The sequence below is a fragment of the Duganella rivi genome, assembly GCF_009857435.1.
GTDB lineage: Bacteria > Pseudomonadota > Gammaproteobacteria > Burkholderiales > Burkholderiaceae_D > Rugamonas > Rugamonas rivi.
Genome location: NZ_WWCK01000004.1, coordinates 303,317 through 319,515, shown reverse-complemented (window position 1 = coordinate 319,515; position 16,199 = coordinate 303,317). Strand labels below are relative to the sequence as shown.

Sequence of the window (16,199 nt, the reverse complement as noted above, 5' to 3'; positions counted from 1 at the left end):
GGAGACGTGGCCGAGTGGCCGAAGGCACTTCCCTGCTAAGGAAGCATACGGGCAAAACCTGTATCGTGGGTTCGAATCCCACCGTCTCCGCCATAACACCTAAAACCCGCTTCGGCGGGTTTTTTCATTTCGGCCTTCTCATAGGAGAAACGGCGTTTTTACTGTCCAGTGAAGTACCCTTGCCACCTATGTCTCGCCGGTGATCGGTGCGCTGCAGGTGTCGGCGATCGAGACGGATCACATCGTCAGGATACTGGCACCGATCTGGACGATCAAAACGGAAACGGCCACGCGTCTGCGCGGGCGGATTGAAAGTATTCTTGACTGGGCGACCGTGAGCAGGTTGCGCCAGGGGGAGAACCCGGCCCGCTGGCGCGGGCATCTGGAATTCCTTCTGGCCAATCCGAACAAGGTGGCGCCAGTCAGGAACTTCCCTGCGCTCCCGTGGACGGAGATGGCGGCCTTCATGGCCGAGTTGCGCCGGCGCGAGGGCACCTCAGCGCGGGCGCTCGAGTTTGCCATCCTGACGGCGGCGCGCTCTGGCGAGGTGCGCGGGGCACGCTGGGAGGAAATCAGTCTTGGGCGGCATCTCTGGATCGTGCCGGCCGCCAGAATGAGAGCGGGCAAAGAGCACCGGGTGCCGCTGTCGGACGCGGCGACTGGACTGCTGTGCAGCCTCCCGCAGCAGGAGGGGCTGCTGTTCCCGGGACAAAAGAACCAGCCACTGTCCGACATGAGTCGGACGGCGGTGCTGCGCCGCATGGGGCGGCCATCGATCACGGTTCACGGCTTCCGTTCCGCGTTCCGCGACTGGTGCGCAGAGGCGCCGGGCAATAACTTTGCGCGCGAGGTTTGCGAGCATGCGCTGGCCCACCAGTTAGCGGACCGGGTAGAGGCGGCCTATCAGCGCGGGGACCTGTTTGCCAAGCGCGTTGCCCTGATGCAGGCATGGGCGGATTACTGTTGCGGGAAAGCGTCCTGCTGAAACTGTTCCGCTGTACCTTGACCAAACGCGTTTCAATCTATACCATGTTGCCGGTCTGCCCATCCACTCATGGGAGACAAGTTGAGCAATCGACTTGGAAACGTGGCCGAGTGGCCGAAGGCACTTCCCTGCTAAGGAAGCATACGGGCAAAACCTGTATCGTGGGTTCGAATCCCACCGTTTCCGCCAGAATCAAGGAAACCGCTGGTACCTGCATGGGCCAGCGGTTTTTTTTTGGCCTCAGGCCTGGCGCACCAGTTCCGCCAGCCGCCGGCAATCGGCGCTCAGGCGGCGCGCGTCCACATTGGTCACGCCCAGCAGCAGTCCGCGCGGTTGCGGGGCGTGGACGTACCAGGGCGACAGCGGCGCCGGCGCCAGGCCGAAGGGCAGGGCGCGCAGCGCGATGTCGGTGTCCGGCGCGTCGGCGCGCAGGCGCGTGACGACCGCCATGCCGGCGGTGGCCTGCACCTCCAGCGCGCCCGCCGCCTCCTCGTGCAGGCAGCGCAGCAAGGCCTGGCGCCGCTCGGCATACACCCGCTTCATGCGGCGCAGGTGCCGCAGGTAATGTCCCTCGCGTAGCAGGCTGGCGACGGCAAACTGGATGACCGAGGCCGGCGCGGGCGCCAGGCAGGCGGCCAGCTCGCCAAAGCGATCCTCAAGCGCCGGCGGCACCACCACGAAGCCGAGGCGCAAGGCCGGGCTGATGGTCTTGCTGAAGCTGCCGATGTGCAGCACCCGGCCGCTGTTGTCCAGCGAGGCGAGCGCCGGCGCGGCCCGTCCCTGCAGCTGCAGCTCGCTCAGATAATCATCCTCGACAATCCAGGCCTCGTTGTGCCGCGCCCATTCGAGCAACTGGCCGCGCAAGGCCACCTGGTGATCGGCCTGGCGCGCGACGTCAGCGCCCCCGGCTTTCCGGGCATCCTGCACAGCGTCGACCTGAGCGATGAGCAGGCCACCGCGCGCGCACTCGGCGCCCTGTGCCGCGAGCACGCCATTGATGGCGTGGTCAACAATGTCGGCTTTGTGCGGCTCGCCCGCATCGGCGACATCGATCTCGCCGACCTCGACGACACGCTCCGGCTCAATCTGCGCCCGACGGTGCAGATCGTGCAAGCGGTGTTGCCCGGCATGTGCGAGCGCGGCTGGGGCCGCATCATCAACATGTCCAGCCTGGTCGCGCTGGGGATGGCCGAGCGCACCGCGTACGCCGCCTCCAAGAGCGCGATGATCAGTTTTACCCGCACCTGGGCGCTGGAACTGGCGCGTACCGGGATTACCGTCAACAGCGTGGCGCCCGGTCCCACCGAGACGGAATTGTTCCGCCAGAATACGCCAGTGGGCAGCGAGGCGGAGCGGCGCTTCCTGGCGGCCGTCCCGATGGGCCGCTTTGGCAAGCCTGACGAGGTGGCCGCCGCCGTGGCCTTCCTGCTGTCGGAGCAGGCCGGCTTTATCACCGGACAGACCCTGTTTGCCGACGGCGGCGCCTCGGTCGGCAAATTATCGCTGTGAATTGCAGGGGCGGTCATCGGCACCAGGCACGGTTGCGATTTTCTCCAGGCGCCGGAGCAGGAACGCAGCTGCCCCTAGCTGGACCGGGCGGGGCCTGCTTGGCTGGGTTTATTGAACGGCAGCAGCAAGCAGGCTGTCGCCAGTAGCAGCAGGCCGAGTGAAGCAAGCAGATTGGCGTGGAAGCCGAAATGCACATATAACGGACCGGCGAGGGCCGAGCCGAACGCGATGCCGGCGAACACAAACGACGCCGTCAGCGCCAGCGCCACGCCGCGCAATTCGACCGACAGTGCAACGATGCGCCGTTGTTGTGATGGCCATACGATGTCGGTGGCAAACGCCCATAACAGCAGCGCTGCGAACAACACTGCCAGCGAGGGTGGGGCCAGCATCAGCAGTAGCAGGTCGAGCGCCAGCAAGCCAATGCCGGCCAGCAGCATGGTGTTGGCGCTGTGCTGGCGCGCGGCCCGCACCACAAACAGATTGTCCAGCACGCCCGCCACGCCCAGCACCGTCAGTCCCGCCGAGACCGTATGGGCGCCGCCGTGGAATACGTCGCGAATGAAGGGGGCGATGAAGGCATAGGTCGCATATACCGCGCTGGCGATAAAGAACACCACCAGATAGCCTGGCAGCAGCAGCGGATCGGCCAGCGCCCGTCCCAGCGTCGCCAGCGACACCGCCGGGGCGCCGTCCTGGCGCGGCAGCACGCCGCGCAGCAGCAGGGCGGTGCCGATGCCCATTGCACCTATCAGCAGAAACAAGGCGCGCGCGCCCCAGGCATGCGCCACCCAAGCCGCCAATGGCATGCCCAGCAGGCCGGCCAGGCTCAGGCCCAGCAGGACCATGGCGATGGCGCTACCCTGTTGCGGTGGTTCCACCAATCCGGCGGCAAGCGCGCCCAGTGCCGGGCCGATCAGCGCTGCACCAAGGCCCATCGCCACGCGTGCCGACAACAAGGCAGGATAGTTCGGCGCCAGCGCGAACAGCAGCGCGGCGCTGCTGAACAGCGACAGGCCGATCAACACCTGGCGCCGCCGTGGCAGATGGCCGAAGGCCACCTGCAGCAGCGGCGCGGCGACGGCAAAGGTGACGCCGAACACGGTGACCAGCAGCGCGGCCTGGGTCTCGCTCAGGCCCCATTCTCCGGCGATTGCGGCCAGGCTGCCGACCACGGACAGGGCGCCCGTGGCCTGCACAAAATAAGCCAGGCTCAGCGATCGGAGCGGCAGTACGGCGTGCGATGGGACCGCGCGCATGGCTTAGTGTCCGACCGGGATCGGGTTGTCTTTGAGCGACTGGTTGAAGGCGGTGACGAAGCCGTGCTCGCCCGAGCCCGGGTTGTCGCGCAGCGCCTGGATCGCCTCGACGTACACCTCATCCTTGCCGGCGGCCAGGCCGGCCATGGTGGCGGCCACAAAGTCGGGCAGCGGCATGGCGCGGCTGTCGCCGCTCTTGTAAACCAGGTCGGTGTCGACCCACGGCGGGGCAATTTCCACCACCTGCACGCCGCTGCCGGCCAGCATGAAACGCTGCGACAGCGCATACGAGTGGATCGCCGCCTTGGTGGCCGAGTAGACCGCGGTGCTGGCCAGCGGCACGAACGCCAAGACCGAGGAATTGTGGATCACGGTCGCGCCTTCCTGCTGCTTCAGGTGCGGCAGCAGGGCCGAGGTCATGCGTACCGGGCCGAGCAGGTTGGTGTTGATGGTGGCGACCGCGGTGGCGTCGTCGATCTCGCCGGCGGCGTCGTCAAACGGCATGATGCCGGCGTTGTTGAACAGCACGTTCAGCTTGGGGAAATCCGTCACCAGTTGCGCCGCCACGGCCTTGATCTGCTGCGGGTCCTGGATGTCCAGTTCGACGCTCTGCATGCCGGGGTTGGCCTTGGTGACTTCGTCCAGCAGTGCCTTGCGGCGGCCGCTGATGATCACCTGGTTGCCTTGCTTGTGAAACGCTTCGGCGATGCCGCGACCGATGCCCGAGGTGCCGCCGGTGATGAAGATGGTATTGCCGCTGGTTTTCATGATTTGCCTTTCGGTTCAGGTGAAGTGATGAGTCATTCTCGATCATTTTGTGATGTCCGCTGTGACGTAATTAACGCAATTTAGGACATTTGGCTTTCTACCCGAAAAACAGATAGTCTTGGCATAAAATGCGTTTTTTTGCGTAAATAGGATGTCATCATGAGCAAGCGTATCGGGCTGGTCATTTACCCGGGCTTCCAGGCCCTCGACATGGCGGCGCTGACCGTCTTTGAGTTCGCCAACAGCCTGTTGCCGGCGCCGCAGTACGCGCTGGCCACGCTGTCGCTGCAGGGTGGGCCGGTGCGGAGTTCGAGTGGGGTGGTGCTGGACAGCCATCCAATCGGCTGGGGCGGCTTTGATACCCTGCTGATTGCCGGCGCGCTGGGCGAGCCGGCGGCGCAGCCGGCGCTGGAGGCCACCCTGCGCGACAACGCTGGCGCCAGCCGCCGGATTGCCAGCATCTGCACCGGCGCCTTTGTGCTGGCGCGCAGCGGCCTGATGGATGGCAAGCGGGTCACCACCCACTGGTCGTTCGGCCGGCGCCTGCAGCAACAGTTTCCAGCCTTGACGGTGGATGAAGACAAGATTTATGTGAAACAGGACAAAATCTGGTCGTCGGCCGGGGTGACCGCTTGCATCGACATGGCGCTGGCCATGGTGGAGCACGATTTCGGCAGCGAACTGGCCAGAAAGGTGGCGCGCGGCATGGTGGTCTATCATCGGCGCAGCGGCGGCCAGTCGCAGTTTTCCGCCATTGCCGAGATCGAACCCAGCTCGGACCGCATCAAGGATGCGCTGCAGTATGCGCGCGACCACCTGCAGCGCGATCTCAGCGTGGAGGAGTTGGCGGCGCGCGCGCACTGGAGTGCGCGCCATTTCAGCCGCATGTTCCAGGCCCAGACCGGCATGGCGCCGGCCAAGGCGATCGAGAAGCTGCGCTTGGAGGCGGCCCAGGAATTGATCGAGCAGGGGCATGTTTCGCTGAGCCGCGTCGCCGGCCTGACCGGTTTCGGCGACGAGGAACGGCTGCGGCGGGCCTTCCTGCGCGCCTACGGCCAGCCGCCCAAGGTTTTTGTGCAGCAGGCGCGGCGGCGCAACGAGCATATCTACCTGGCCTGAGCCGCAGCTGCGGCTTTCCAGTCCAGCGCGTGCTGGATGCGGTGGGCGATGGACGGGTGGTCGTACAGCAGCCATTCCTCCAGCGGCCCCGGCTCCGGCGCCCGGTAGTCGGCGCTGCGCAGCAGGGCGATGGCCATGCCGTCCGCCTCCTGCGCGTGCGCCAGGCCATAGGCGTCGGCCTGGTTTTCCACCAGCCGGGTCATGCTGTTGGTGACCGGCGTTAACAGCAAAAAGCACAGGGTGAACAGGATCGACAGACGCGGCAGGCCGGCCGGATCGTCCTGCGGTCCGAGCCGCCAGTGGGCGATCCCGAACGCCAGCGTCAGCAGCACGGCATAGCCGAGCGTCAACCACAGCGTGTGATGCAGGACGTAATGGCCGATTTCGTGGCCGACCACGGCGCGTAGTTCCGCCGTGCTGGCCTGGCGCAGCAGGGCGTCGGACACCGCCACCCGCGCGCTGGCGCCCAAGCCCGATACATGGGCCGTGTACTGGTTCGATTGCTTGCTGCCGTCATACCAGACGATGCGCTCGGGACCGATGCCGGCCTGCCGCGCCAGGCCAGCGATGGCGTCGCGCGGCGAGCCCGCCGGCAAGGGCTGGAAGTGGTTGAAGGCGGGCTCGATCACCGCCGGCGCCAGCAGCATGGCCAGCGCCAGCACGCCGCTGCTGACCAGGCTGGACCAGAGCCACCAGCGCCGCGGCGAGCGCCGCATCAGCGCGTACAGCAGCATCACCACCAGCCCCAGCAGCAGGGCCGAAAACGCGGCGCTGATCAGCGATTCGGCCAGCCAGGCGCCGGCCGGCTGCTGGCTCAGGCCGTACCGGACTTCGCGCCACCAGCGCGCATACAGCGCCCATGGCAGGTCCAGCAGCCAGGCCAGCAGGAAGTAGGCGGCGAACACCACCAGGCTGGCCGACCAGGGCCGCGGGCCGCGCCGTTCCCAATGCCGGCGCAGCCGCGACAGCCAGCCCAGGCGCAAGATCGCCAGATTGATCAGCACCCCCACGATGGCGCTGGCCAGCACGATCCAATGGCCGCCATGGGTGTAGTCGGCGGCGCGCTGGCGCAGTTCGGGCGGCAGTTGCGCCAGGTAGGCCGGTACGCTGGCGGCGGCGTGAAACATGGGCATGGGAACTCCTTACTGGCAAACGATGCCGCGCTGGATCGCCATCACCACGGCCTGGGTGCGGTGGGTGGCGCCCAGTTTGGCGAACAGCGATTTGATGTGGGTTTTGACGGTGCCGACCTCGATGTCGAGCTGGCGGGCAATCAGCTTGTTGCAGCAGCCCTCGGCCATCAGGTCCAGCACTTGCGCTTCGCGCGGCGTAAAGTCCAGCCAGCGCAGGGTGTCGGCCAGCCGCGCCAGCAGCGGTTTCTGGTAGTAGCACTGGCCGGCGCCGAGCGCCGCCAGCGCTTCGCCCAGTTCGGCGGCGGCGCAGTGCTGCGGCAAGTAGGCCGCCACCCCGGACGACAGCGCCGAACGCACATTCCAGTCGCGCGCGCGGGTGGTGACGATCATGACTTTATGCTTGCCCAGCCGGGCGCGCTTCAGGCCGTCATCGTAGTCGGTGATGATCACATCGGGCTCATCGGCAATCACCGCCAGCTGGCGGCAACTGCCCAGCAGCGCGGTCAGTCCGGCGTTGACAATCGGCTCGGCGTGGCAGATCCGGACTTTCAGAGGGCAAGCAGACAACAATCGTGACCCCTCGCGTCAGGCCAGCACGATGGCGCTGGCGTCGATCGACACCACCAGCGGTTCTTCCTGGTGGCCGCCGTCGGCGTCGCGCACATAGATGCGGTGGCGGGTCGGGATGGTGATGCCCTGTACCTGAACGTGCTGCGACAGGTAGTGCACGGCCGGCGCGCCGCCGCCGATGTCAACCTGGTAGTCGTGCCGGCGCAGCAGGCCGTCGGCGCAAAAGTAGAAGGTCTGCACCGCGCAGTGGGTGGCCAGTTGCGGCGGGAAAGTCACTTGCAGGCGGCGCAGGGTCTGTCCGCCTTCCTGCCAGGCCGGCAGTTCTTCCACCGTAAAGCCGGGCATGGCCAGGGTGAACGGCATGGTGAAGTAGTTCCAGATGGCGTAGCCGACAAAGTAGGCCAGTTGCGCATCGCTCCATGGCGTGTCGAGCTGGTGGCCGGCGAAGCTGGCGCGCGGCGCCAGCACTTCTTCCAGCACAGCGCCGTCGCCGCTTTCGATGGCCACGCGCTCGGGCGTGACGGCGGTGCGCCGCTGCGGCGCGCCGAATGGCTGGTGCGAGGTCCAGGGACGGTGCAGCTGGATCTGGATGTCGACCTCGTCGAGCATGCCGCCTTTGCCTTTGAGCGGCCACAGGATGCCGCCTTGCGACAGGTGCGCGCTCAGGGTGGTAAAACTGTTCCAGCGCGCCATGCCGCCGTGGGCGTCGATAATCTGGTTCAACAGTGGGTTCATGTGTTGCGCTCCTTGGGTGAAGTTGTTGCGAGGTTGGGGGGGGCATCAGTCCGGGCAAGGCATGCCGGCGCGTGCCCATTGCTGCAGCGCTTTGATAAATTCGTCGTGCGATAGCGGCGGCGTGGTGCGTTTGGCGCCGGGGTTCCAGGCCCACAGCACCAGCGGATCGGTCTTCATGTGTTCGATCACCTGATCGCCGCTGCGGCGGTTGCCGTTGCGGGCAGGATCGCGCATCTGCTGGCAGACGCCTTTCTTGTCGAGTCCCTGCCAGCGCATGCTGAGCGGCGCCAGGTGCCAGTTGGGCGCGCCCGGCACCTGGCCTTGCGCCGTGTTCGCTGCCTGGTGGCAGGCGGCGCATTGCAGCGCCGGCGCGCCGTGGCCGTCGCGGCCGCGCACCACCTGCTGGGCATGCAGCACGCCCTGGTCTTTCTGACGCGGCGCCTCGGCCTGGTGGCAATTGACGCAGCGCGGCGACTGCACCACGCTGGCGATCGGGTCGAACAAGGCGCCGTTCGTCGGCGCTGCCTGTGCCGCGCCGACGGCGGCCAACAACAGGATCAGCAGCCGCTTCATACCTTGCCCGCCGCTTTGTGGATGGCGGCGCGGATGCGCGGATAAGTGCCGCAGCGGCAGATATTGCCGGACATGGCCTGGTTGATGTCGCGGTCGCTCGGATGCGGGATCTGGCGCAGCAGCGCGGCGGCCGCCATGATCTGGCCGGACTGGCAGTAGCCGCATTGCGGCACATCCAGTTCGGCCCACGCCTGCTGCACGCGCTGGCCGACCGCAGTGGCGCCGATGGCTTCGATGGTGCTGATTTTCTTGCCGGCGGCGGCCGACAGCGGCGTCACGCAGGCGCGCACCGGCTGGCCGTCGAGGTGGATGGTGCAGGCGCCGCACAAGGCCATGCCGCAGCCGAATTTGGTGCCGGTCATATGCAGTTCGTCGCGCAGCACCCACAGCAGCGGGGTGTCTGCTTCGGCCTGGACGGCGAGGGCTTTGCCGTTGATGTGTAAGGTAGTCATGCGGTGGTTTCTCCTGTTAGGCGGACTGCAAGGCGGTGGCCAGCGGCAGCTTGCGGATGCGTTGGCCGGTGGCGGCAAAAATGGCGTTCGCCAGTGCGGGCATCACGGCGGCGGTGCCGGGTTCGCCCATGCCGCCCGGCGCTTCCTGGCTGGCCACGATATGGCTCTCGATGTGCGGCGTTTCATGCATGCGCAGCACGCGGTAGTCGTGGAAGTTGCTCTGTTCGACGCGGCCGTTCTTGAAGCTGATCTCGCCCCACAGCGCGCCGGAAATGCCGAAGATGACGGCGCTCTCCATTTGCGCCTTGACGGTGTCGGGATTGACCACCACGCCGCAGTCGAGCGCGCACACCACGCGCTCGACCCGCACTTCGCCGTCCATCAGGCGGGCGTCGACCACCATGGCCAGATAGGTGTCGAAGGCGAACTGCACCGACAGGCCGCGGCCGCTGGCGCCGGCGCGCGGGCCTTGCCAGCCGGCTTTCTCGGCGGCCAGCTGCAGCACGCGCGCGGCGCGCGGGTTGTGCTGGAGCAGGGCCAGCCGGTATTGCAGCGGATCGGCCTGGGCCGCGGCCGCCAGTTCGTCGATGAAGCTTTCGACCACGAACACATTGTGGGTCGGGCCGACGCCGCGCCAGAACGCGGTGGGAATGTGCGGCGGTTCATGGCGCGTGTACTCGACCTTGATGGCCGGGAACGCATACGGCGGCGTGGCGGCGCCGTCGACCGTCTCCGGATCGAAGCCGTTGTTGAAGGCCGGCGGCAGGAAGCGGCCCAGCACCGAGGAACCGGTCAGGTGGTGTTGCCAGGCCAGCGGCCGGCCCTTGGCGTCCAGCCCGGCGCGCACCTGGTCGTAGAAATAGGGGCGGAACATATCGTGCTGGATATCTTCCTCGCGGCTGTAGATGACCTTGACCGGATAATTGACCGCGCGCGCAATCCGCACCGCACGCTCGACGCCGTCGATCTCGAGGCGCCGCCCAAAGCCGCCGCCCAGCAGGAAGTTGTGCACCGTGACTTTCTCCTCCGGCAGGCCGGTGACCTTGGCGGCCACGGCGCGGGCGCGCGTGATGACCTGGGTGCCGGTCCAGACGTCGCAGCGGTCCGGCTGCACGTGCACCGTGCAGTTCATCGGTTCCATCGCCGCGTGGGCCAGGAACGGCAGTTCATAGGTGGCCTCGAGCACGCGGCTGGCGCTGGCCAGCGCCTGCGCTGTGTCGCCCTCGGCGCGCACCTGGGCGGCGCCGCGCGCGCTGGCCTGCGCCATGTCGGCCACGATGTCGGCGCTCGACAGTTGCGCGTTGGGGCCGTCGTCCCATTGCAGCTGCAGCCGCGCCAGGCCTTTCTGCGCCGCGCCGTAATGGTCGGCAATCACGGCCACGCAATCGTCGAGCCGCACCACCGCGCGCACGCCGGCGACCTGGCGCGCCGCGCGGTCGTCCAGCGCGGCCAGGCGGCCGCCGTAGGCCGGGGCGATGGCCAGCGCCGCCACCTTCATGCCGGGCAGCTGGACGTCGATGCCGTACTGCGCCGAACCGTTGAGCTTGGCGGCGGTGTCGAGCCGGCGCGTGGCTTTGCCGATCAGGCGGAAGGCGTCGGGCTGCTTGAGGACCACCGTGTCCGGCGCCGGCACCGGCAGCCGTGCGGCGGCCGCGACCAAGGCGCCATAGCCGAGCTTGCGGCCGCTGGCTTGGTGCAGCACCACGCCGCGTTCGGCGCGGCAGCTGGCGGGATCGACCTGCCACTGCTGGGCGGCGGCCTGCACCAGCAGCAGGCGCGCGGTGGCGCCGGCCAGGCGCATCGGTTTCCAGGCGGCGCGGATGGTGGTCGAGCCGCCCGTGACCTGGAAGCCCAGGGCCGGGTTCATATAGCGCTGGTCGTCGGCCGGCGCGTGCTCGAGGCTGACGTCGCCGAGGTCCACCTCGAGCTCTTCGGCGATCAGCATCGGAATCGAGGTATAGGTGCCCTGGCCCATTTCCACATAGGGCATGGTCAGGACGACCTTGCCGTCGTCCATGATGCGCACCATGGCATTGGCGCGCCAGTCGGCGCCTGCGGCGCGGTCGCGTGCGTGGGCGACCGGCAGGGCGACGTCGAGCAGGAGACAGCTGCCGGAGGCAGCCAGGGCTTTGAGAAATGCGCGTCGATCGGTCATCGGAAGTTCCTTGTACGGTGGGCGCCACGGCCGGCATGGCGAGGAGGACGTGCTAAGACATTGCCAGCAGCAACAGTGCTGCTTGGAAATGATTATACGAATGGCACTTTGGACAAAGCGGCCAGAAAACCCGCAAAACAGGACACGCGTGGGGCGCGCTGCGGGGCGAGCAGCGAGGCGAGAGGAGGGGAGGCGCGGCCGCGGCGGGGCCGCGGCAGCCGGCGTCAGACCTGGGCCAGCTTGCGGGTGCGCGCGGCGCGCACGATTTTTTGCGGGATGGTGCCGAGGACGCGCTGGAACGCGCGGCGCATCCGTTCCTCGTCGCCAAAGCCGGTTTGCTCGGCAATGCGCGCGGCGGACGAGTGGCCGCTTTCGATCAGGTTCTGGGCCGCTTCGACCCGTAGTTTCTCGATCGCTTTGGCCGGCGACAGCCCGGTTTCGGCATAGAAGGCGCGGCTGAAGTGGCGTACGCTCCAGTTGACATGGTCGGCCAGTTGCTGGGTGGTCAGCGCTTCGCGCAGGTTGGCGCGGATATAGCTCAGGACCCGGCGGATCCGTTCATGCCTGGGATCGATCTCCGCCAAAACCGAAAACTGGCTCTGGCCGCCGGCGCGCCGGTGCGGCAGCACCATGATTTTGCAGATCTGCTTGACCACCTCATGGCCGAGGTCCGCTTCGACCATGCCGAGCACCAGGTCGGTGCCGGCGGTCATGCCTGCCGAACTCCAGACCGGACCGTCGCGCACGAAAATTTTCTCCGGCACCAACTTGGCCATCGGCAGCTTGTGCATCAGCTCATCCGTATAACGCCAATGGGTGGTGACCTCACGGCCGTCGAACGCGCCGGCTTCACCGAGCAAGAAGGCGCCGGTGCAAATGCTGGCCACGCGGCGAGACTGGGACAGGGCTAGCCGCAGCCGCGCGGCCAGGGCTGGACTGGGGCGCGGCAGGTCGGGCATGCTGGCGATGATCACCGTGTCATAGCGCTCCGGCCCGAAAATGGTGGTTTCCACCCCGACCCCGGACATGCTGCGGACGATGCCGCCCGTCATGGAGACCAGCTCAACGGCGTAGCTGCCCGGCGCGTAGTGGTTGGCAATCCCGAGCACGGTCAACACCGACAGGTCCAGGATATTGAATCCGGGGTAGATGACGAGGGCGACTTTGGCCGTCATGCCGGCGGCGGTTTTTGATTGAACGATCTGCATAATGTGTTACGGCGGCGCCTGGCCCGGCGCTGGGCCGCGTGGTTATGGCCAATGGCGCGGGCGTTGCTGCCCATGCCGTGCGGTCGATAAAGAACTGGCAAGCGACGTCACAGGCAGTTCCTGAATGGCACTTGCCGGGTGAAAAGCGCTAATAGTTTATCAGCTTTAATGATGAAAGCTAGAAAGCTCCGACCTGGTGGTGCGTGCCGGATCGACACCATTGCGGTTGACCTTGACCAAACCCGTTTCAATCTATACCAAGCTGCCGGTCTACTCATTCACTGATGGGAAGACGGTTGAGCAATCAACTAGGAGACGTGGCCGAGTGGCCGAAGGCACTTCCCTGCTAAGGAAGCATACGGGCAAAACCTGTATCGTGGGTTCGAATCCCACCGTTTCCGCCAAGAAACACAACCCGCTTCGTGCGGGTTTTGTCGTTTTATGGCGTGCCCTCCTTTTGCCTAGGAAGCGCCCAAGGCTTGACTGTCCTTGGCTGTTGGTTAATCGGCGCTAGTTGGCGCGAGGCGCTGCTCAAAGGACTTCAACAGGCGTGAAAGGTCATCCAGTGACGTCGCGGTCAGTTTCCAGGCATGTGGCTCGGGCCGTTCACCGCCATTTATCTTGCGGGTCATATGACCGCGTGGCAGCGTTTGCCAGGCAGTGGAAGGCGGGTCAAACTAAGTGGGTCAACTCATCGAGCAAACGAACAGGGTAGGAAAAAATCGAACTATTAACTCAGCTATTGGCTATTTTCAGCTGAGTGCGGTTATTGACGGGCGAGCTCCAGTTGTTTTTCAATAATTGACAACGATGCTCTCTTTGTTGATGCCAGTCATCGCCAACTTCAAACGGCGCCTGTGGTTACAAAGCGTGCGTTTAAGGGGGAGATCAGGCGGGTAGGATTTTTCAGACCCTGTTTTTCATAGGAGAGTTCGCCCTTTTGCTGGCGCGTAGCGCCAGCCCCGCGCGCCGAGGGCGCGCGACGCATGCACATCCAACACGGGCAGGTATAATCCCGCCATGACCGACGCCCTGAAAACCGCCCCGGAACCGACATTGTCCGATGTTGCTGCGCTGGCCGGTGTTTCGCGGGCGATCGCGTCGCGCGCGTTGTCGGCGCAACCGCGGCCCGTATCAGCGGACAAGCGCGAACGAGTGCTGCGCGCGGCCGAGACGCTCGGCTTCCGTCCCAACTCCCTCGCGCGCGGGCTGGCGAATAAGACAGTCAACCTCGTCGCCATCCTCGTCAACCACATTCACGACCTGTCGGACCTCGACTTGTTCGACTTGCTGCTGGCCGAGATCCAGGCCATCGGCAAGCAGGTGATTTTCATCCGCGTTGGCGCCGGCGAGCATGCCGAGAATTTTCTGCGCGACGGCGTGGCCTACCACGTCGACGCGGCCCTGGTGTTTTCCGATTTCGCCGACGCTGCCACCGTGCGCCGCATGTTCCGCAATAACGCGGTGCTGATGCTGAACGGCCATCACGCCCCCGGCGCGCCATCGGTGACGATGGACGAGGATCACGGCATCCGCGAAGCCGTCGCCGATGCAGCGAGCAAGAACGCGCGCAGCGCGCTGCTGCTGACGGGGCGCACCATGTCTTTAGTCGAACAAGCCCGCATCGCTTCCTACCGCGCGGCGCTGGCGCAGCACGGCATCACGCTGTTAAAAGAACTGGCGGGGGACTACTCATACGCCAGCGGCCGCGCGCTGGCGCAGCAGATCGACGTGGACGCCGTTGGCGCCGTGTTCTGCACCTCGGACGCGATGGCGATGGGCGTGCTCGATGCGCATCGCCAGCATTTCCCGCAGCACCGGCCGCAACGCTTCCGCCTGTACGGCTTCGATAACATCTCGCTGACGCAGTTCGACGCCTACCCGATTTCGTCCATCGGCGCCGATAAGCGCGAATATGTGGCGCAGATCGTGCGCATCTTGAGCCAGTCTGCGCACCTGGCCGAAAACAGCGACCAAGTGCTGGTCCCCACGCGCTTCGTTCCCCGTCTTACGGGTTGAGCACCGGCGGCGTGGTTTTGCTGCCCCACCATTTCTTGTAGTTGGCCGCATAAGCGCCGGACTTGATGTAGTCCGACACGAAACCGTTCACAAACTTCAGCAAGGCCGGATCGCCCTTGGCCATGGCGATGCCGATCGGCGTGTTGCCGTACATGGTGGGCAGTATCTCCATTTGCTCGTTTTTGCTGGCCAGGTAGTCCAGCAGCGATGAATCCTCGATCCCAGCATCAACGCGCTTTTGCTGGAGCAGCAGCACGCCGTCCGGCGCGAAGTTGTCGGTATAAACGAAGATCGCTTGCGGCGCCGATTGCTTCAGGAAGATGTCCGCCGTGGTACCGCGTCCGACCACCACGCGCTTGCCGTTCAAATCCGCCAGCGATTTCACATGCGCGCTTTTCTGCGAAATCACGCGCAGGCCCGCCACATTGTACGGGATCGAGAAATCCACCACGCGCGCCCGTTGCGGCGTGATCGACACATTGGCCACCACCAGGTCGAGCTGCTTCGACATCAACATCGAAATGCGCGCATCGCTGGAGACATCGGAAAAGCGCACCGGCACGCCCAGCTTGGCCGCCAACTGCGTGGCGACATCCACGTCGTAGCCGACCGGCTCATTGCTGGCGTTGCGAAATCCGACCGGCTCGCCGCCGAGCGACACGCCGATACGCACGTAGCCGCGCGCCTTGATTTCCTCGATGCGGCCGGCCAGCGCGGACGCCGATACCAGCAGTAATGCCGCTGCGGCGGCGTAACGTTGCAAGCGATGCTGCATAGTTTGTCCTTTCAAGCTTGAGCGGCAACGCGCAGTTCCGGCGCGGCCATGCGTTCGTCCCAGTACCAATAACGGATCTCTTCCTCGCAGCGGTAGTTGACCACCTGGTGGTTGCCCTTGGCGTCGATCGCGTGGATGACCACACCAGCCAGGAAGCCGCTCTTCAATTCTGACAGTTCTTCAACGGCCAGTTTGATCGCATCTTGCAAGGAATACCCGAGGCGCATCGCCAGCACGATGCTGCGCGACGTCCCGCAGCGCATGGTCATCTCGCCGGTGTGGGTGCAGGCGGCCGCGCCATAGCGGCTGTCTGCGTAAAAGCCGGCGCCGGGAATCGGCGAGTCGCCCAGCCGTCCCGGATACTTCCACGCCCAGCCGGAGGTCGACGTAACCACGCCGATATTGTCGGTAGCGTCGCGGCCCAGGAAAACCGTGGTGTCGCGCACGCGTTCGGGATCGGTGATCGCGTTGCTGAGCGGGGCCAGCGCGATGTCGGGGAAGGCCGCCAGCTGCTCCGGCGACATTTCCTTTTGCAGCCGCTCCCACCACACGCGCTTGCTGTCCGGGTGCAGCACCTCGTCGACGGCAAAGCCACGTTCGCTGGCGAAGCGGCGGGCGCCGGCGCCGGTCAGCATCACGTGCGGCAGGTGCTGCATCACTTCGTAGGCCAGCGCGGAGACGGGCAGGGTAGCCGGCACCGCTCCGACGGCGCCGACGTCGCGCGTGGCGCCGTCCATCACGCCTGCATCGAACTCCATCTCGCCCAGCATATTCGGCCAGCCGCCGTAGCCGACACTGCGCACTTTGGCTTCGCGTTCAACCTTGGCGATGCCGCTGACCATGGCGGCGATACTGGCGCCGCCTTGTTTCAGCAGGCCGACGGTGGTGTCAAAGCCGGGCCAAGCCTCGGCGTTTGCAAGCAGCATTTTCATGAGTGGG

Annotated in this window: 15 protein-coding genes, 3 tRNA genes and 2 pseudogenes; 8 read left to right on the top strand and 12 right to left on the bottom strand. The window is 65.9% G+C overall.

The features are described 5' to 3' along the window. The 4 genes and pseudogenes from GTP45_RS13885 (at position 1) to GTP45_RS13875 (ending at position 1,174) form a co-directional block, all read left to right on the top strand. Positions 1-93: transfer RNA gene (locus tag GTP45_RS13885), tRNA-Ser, on the top strand. 94 nt (positions 94-187) lie between these two features. Then, positions 188-370, top strand: a pseudogene (locus tag GTP45_RS29315) (phage integrase central domain-containing protein); the annotation flags it as partial. Between the two features lie 84 nt (positions 371-454). Beyond that, positions 455-985, top strand: coding sequence for a tyrosine-type recombinase/integrase (locus tag GTP45_RS13880; RefSeq protein WP_267876200.1), 531 nt, complete (start codon positions 455-457; stop codon positions 983-985). Between the two features lie 96 nt (positions 986-1,081). Next, a tRNA-Ser gene (locus GTP45_RS13875) sits at positions 1,082-1,174 on the top strand. A 51-nt stretch (positions 1,175-1,225) separates the two neighbouring features. Here the strand turns inward: GTP45_RS13875 and GTP45_RS13870 are convergent. Further along, a pseudogene (locus GTP45_RS13870) lies at positions 1,226-1,837 on the bottom strand (aminotransferase class I/II-fold pyridoxal phosphate-dependent enzyme); the annotation flags it as partial. On the opposite strand from GTP45_RS13870, the gene GTP45_RS13865 reads away from it, so the two are divergent. Then, entirely contained in the window at positions 1,817-2,494 is a 678-nt protein-coding gene (locus GTP45_RS13865) for an SDR family oxidoreductase (protein ID WP_371874452.1), read from the top strand. The pseudogene GTP45_RS13870 and the gene GTP45_RS13865 overlap by 21 nt on opposite strands. Positions 2,495-2,568: 74 nt before the next feature. On the opposite strand, the gene GTP45_RS13860 is transcribed toward GTP45_RS13865, so the two are convergent. Together GTP45_RS13860 and GTP45_RS13855 are read right to left on the bottom strand one after the other, a co-directional pair. Beyond that, positions 2,569-3,753, bottom strand: a complete 1,185-nt coding sequence (locus GTP45_RS13860) for an MFS transporter (protein ID WP_161014474.1) — start codon at positions 3,751-3,753, stop codon at positions 2,569-2,571. A 3-nt stretch (positions 3,754-3,756) separates the two neighbouring features. Then, entirely contained in the window at positions 3,757-4,521 is a 765-nt protein-coding gene (locus tag GTP45_RS13855) for an SDR family oxidoreductase (RefSeq protein WP_161014473.1), read from the bottom strand. A gap of 159 nt (positions 4,522-4,680) precedes the next feature. On the opposite strand from GTP45_RS13855, the gene GTP45_RS13850 reads away from it, so the two are divergent. Next, positions 4,681-5,640: a GlxA family transcriptional regulator gene (locus GTP45_RS13850; protein ID WP_161014472.1), complete on the top strand. Its 960-nt coding sequence runs from the start codon at positions 4,681-4,683 to the stop codon at positions 5,638-5,640. Here GTP45_RS13850 and GTP45_RS13845 read toward each other — a convergent pair. The 7 genes from GTP45_RS13845 to GTP45_RS13815 form a co-directional block, all read right to left on the bottom strand. Next, positions 5,628-6,773 (bottom strand): M48 family metalloprotease, encoded by a 1,146-nt coding sequence (locus tag GTP45_RS13845; RefSeq protein ID WP_161014471.1) that lies wholly within the window; start codon positions 6,771-6,773, stop codon positions 5,628-5,630. The two genes, GTP45_RS13850 and GTP45_RS13845, sit on opposite strands and share 13 nt — an antisense overlap. 9 nt (positions 6,774-6,782) lie before the next feature. Continuing rightward, positions 6,783-7,340 (bottom strand): response regulator transcription factor, encoded by a 558-nt coding sequence (locus GTP45_RS13840; protein WP_161014470.1) that lies wholly within the window; start codon positions 7,338-7,340, stop codon positions 6,783-6,785. An 18-nt stretch (positions 7,341-7,358) separates the two neighbouring features. After that, a complete protein-coding gene (locus tag GTP45_RS13835) occupies positions 7,359-8,078 on the bottom strand; it encodes a hypothetical protein (RefSeq protein WP_161014469.1) in 720 nt (239 codons plus the stop codon). 45 nt (positions 8,079-8,123) lie between these two features. Then, a complete protein-coding gene (locus GTP45_RS13830; RefSeq protein WP_174821656.1) occupies positions 8,124-8,651 on the bottom strand; it encodes a hypothetical protein in 528 nt (175 codons plus the stop codon). Next, positions 8,648-9,103: a (2Fe-2S)-binding protein gene (locus tag GTP45_RS13825; protein WP_161014468.1), complete on the bottom strand. Its 456-nt coding sequence runs from the start codon at positions 9,101-9,103 to the stop codon at positions 8,648-8,650. Before GTP45_RS13825 ends, GTP45_RS13830 begins: the two co-directional genes overlap by 4 nt. Positions 9,104-9,119: 16 nt before the next feature. Then, positions 9,120-11,258 (bottom strand): xanthine dehydrogenase family protein molybdopterin-binding subunit, encoded by a 2,139-nt coding sequence (locus GTP45_RS13820; RefSeq protein WP_161014467.1) that lies wholly within the window; start codon positions 11,256-11,258, stop codon positions 9,120-9,122. A gap of 224 nt (positions 11,259-11,482) precedes the next feature. Further along, complete coding sequence (locus tag GTP45_RS13815) at positions 11,483-12,466, bottom strand: GlxA family transcriptional regulator (protein ID WP_229258455.1); 984 nt, start codon at positions 12,464-12,466, stop codon at positions 11,483-11,485. 311 nt (positions 12,467-12,777) lie between these two features. On the opposite strand from GTP45_RS13815, the gene GTP45_RS13810 reads away from it, so the two are divergent. Beyond that, positions 12,778-12,870 (top strand) — tRNA-Ser (locus tag GTP45_RS13810). Between the two features lie 616 nt (positions 12,871-13,486). Beyond that, positions 13,487-14,485: a LacI family DNA-binding transcriptional regulator gene (locus GTP45_RS13805; protein WP_161014466.1), complete on the top strand. Its 999-nt coding sequence runs from the start codon at positions 13,487-13,489 to the stop codon at positions 14,483-14,485. On the opposite strand, the gene GTP45_RS13800 is transcribed toward GTP45_RS13805, so the two are convergent. Together GTP45_RS13800 and GTP45_RS13795 are read right to left on the bottom strand one after the other, a co-directional pair. Further along, positions 14,475-15,260, bottom strand: coding sequence for a transporter substrate-binding domain-containing protein (locus GTP45_RS13800; protein WP_161014465.1), 786 nt, complete (start codon positions 15,258-15,260; stop codon positions 14,475-14,477). The two genes, GTP45_RS13805 and GTP45_RS13800, sit on opposite strands and share 11 nt — an antisense overlap. An 11-nt stretch (positions 15,261-15,271) precedes the next feature. Next, positions 15,272-16,192, bottom strand: coding sequence for an isoaspartyl peptidase/L-asparaginase (locus tag GTP45_RS13795; RefSeq protein ID WP_161014464.1), 921 nt, complete (start codon positions 16,190-16,192; stop codon positions 15,272-15,274). Between the last annotated feature and the right edge of the window lie 7 nt (positions 16,193-16,199).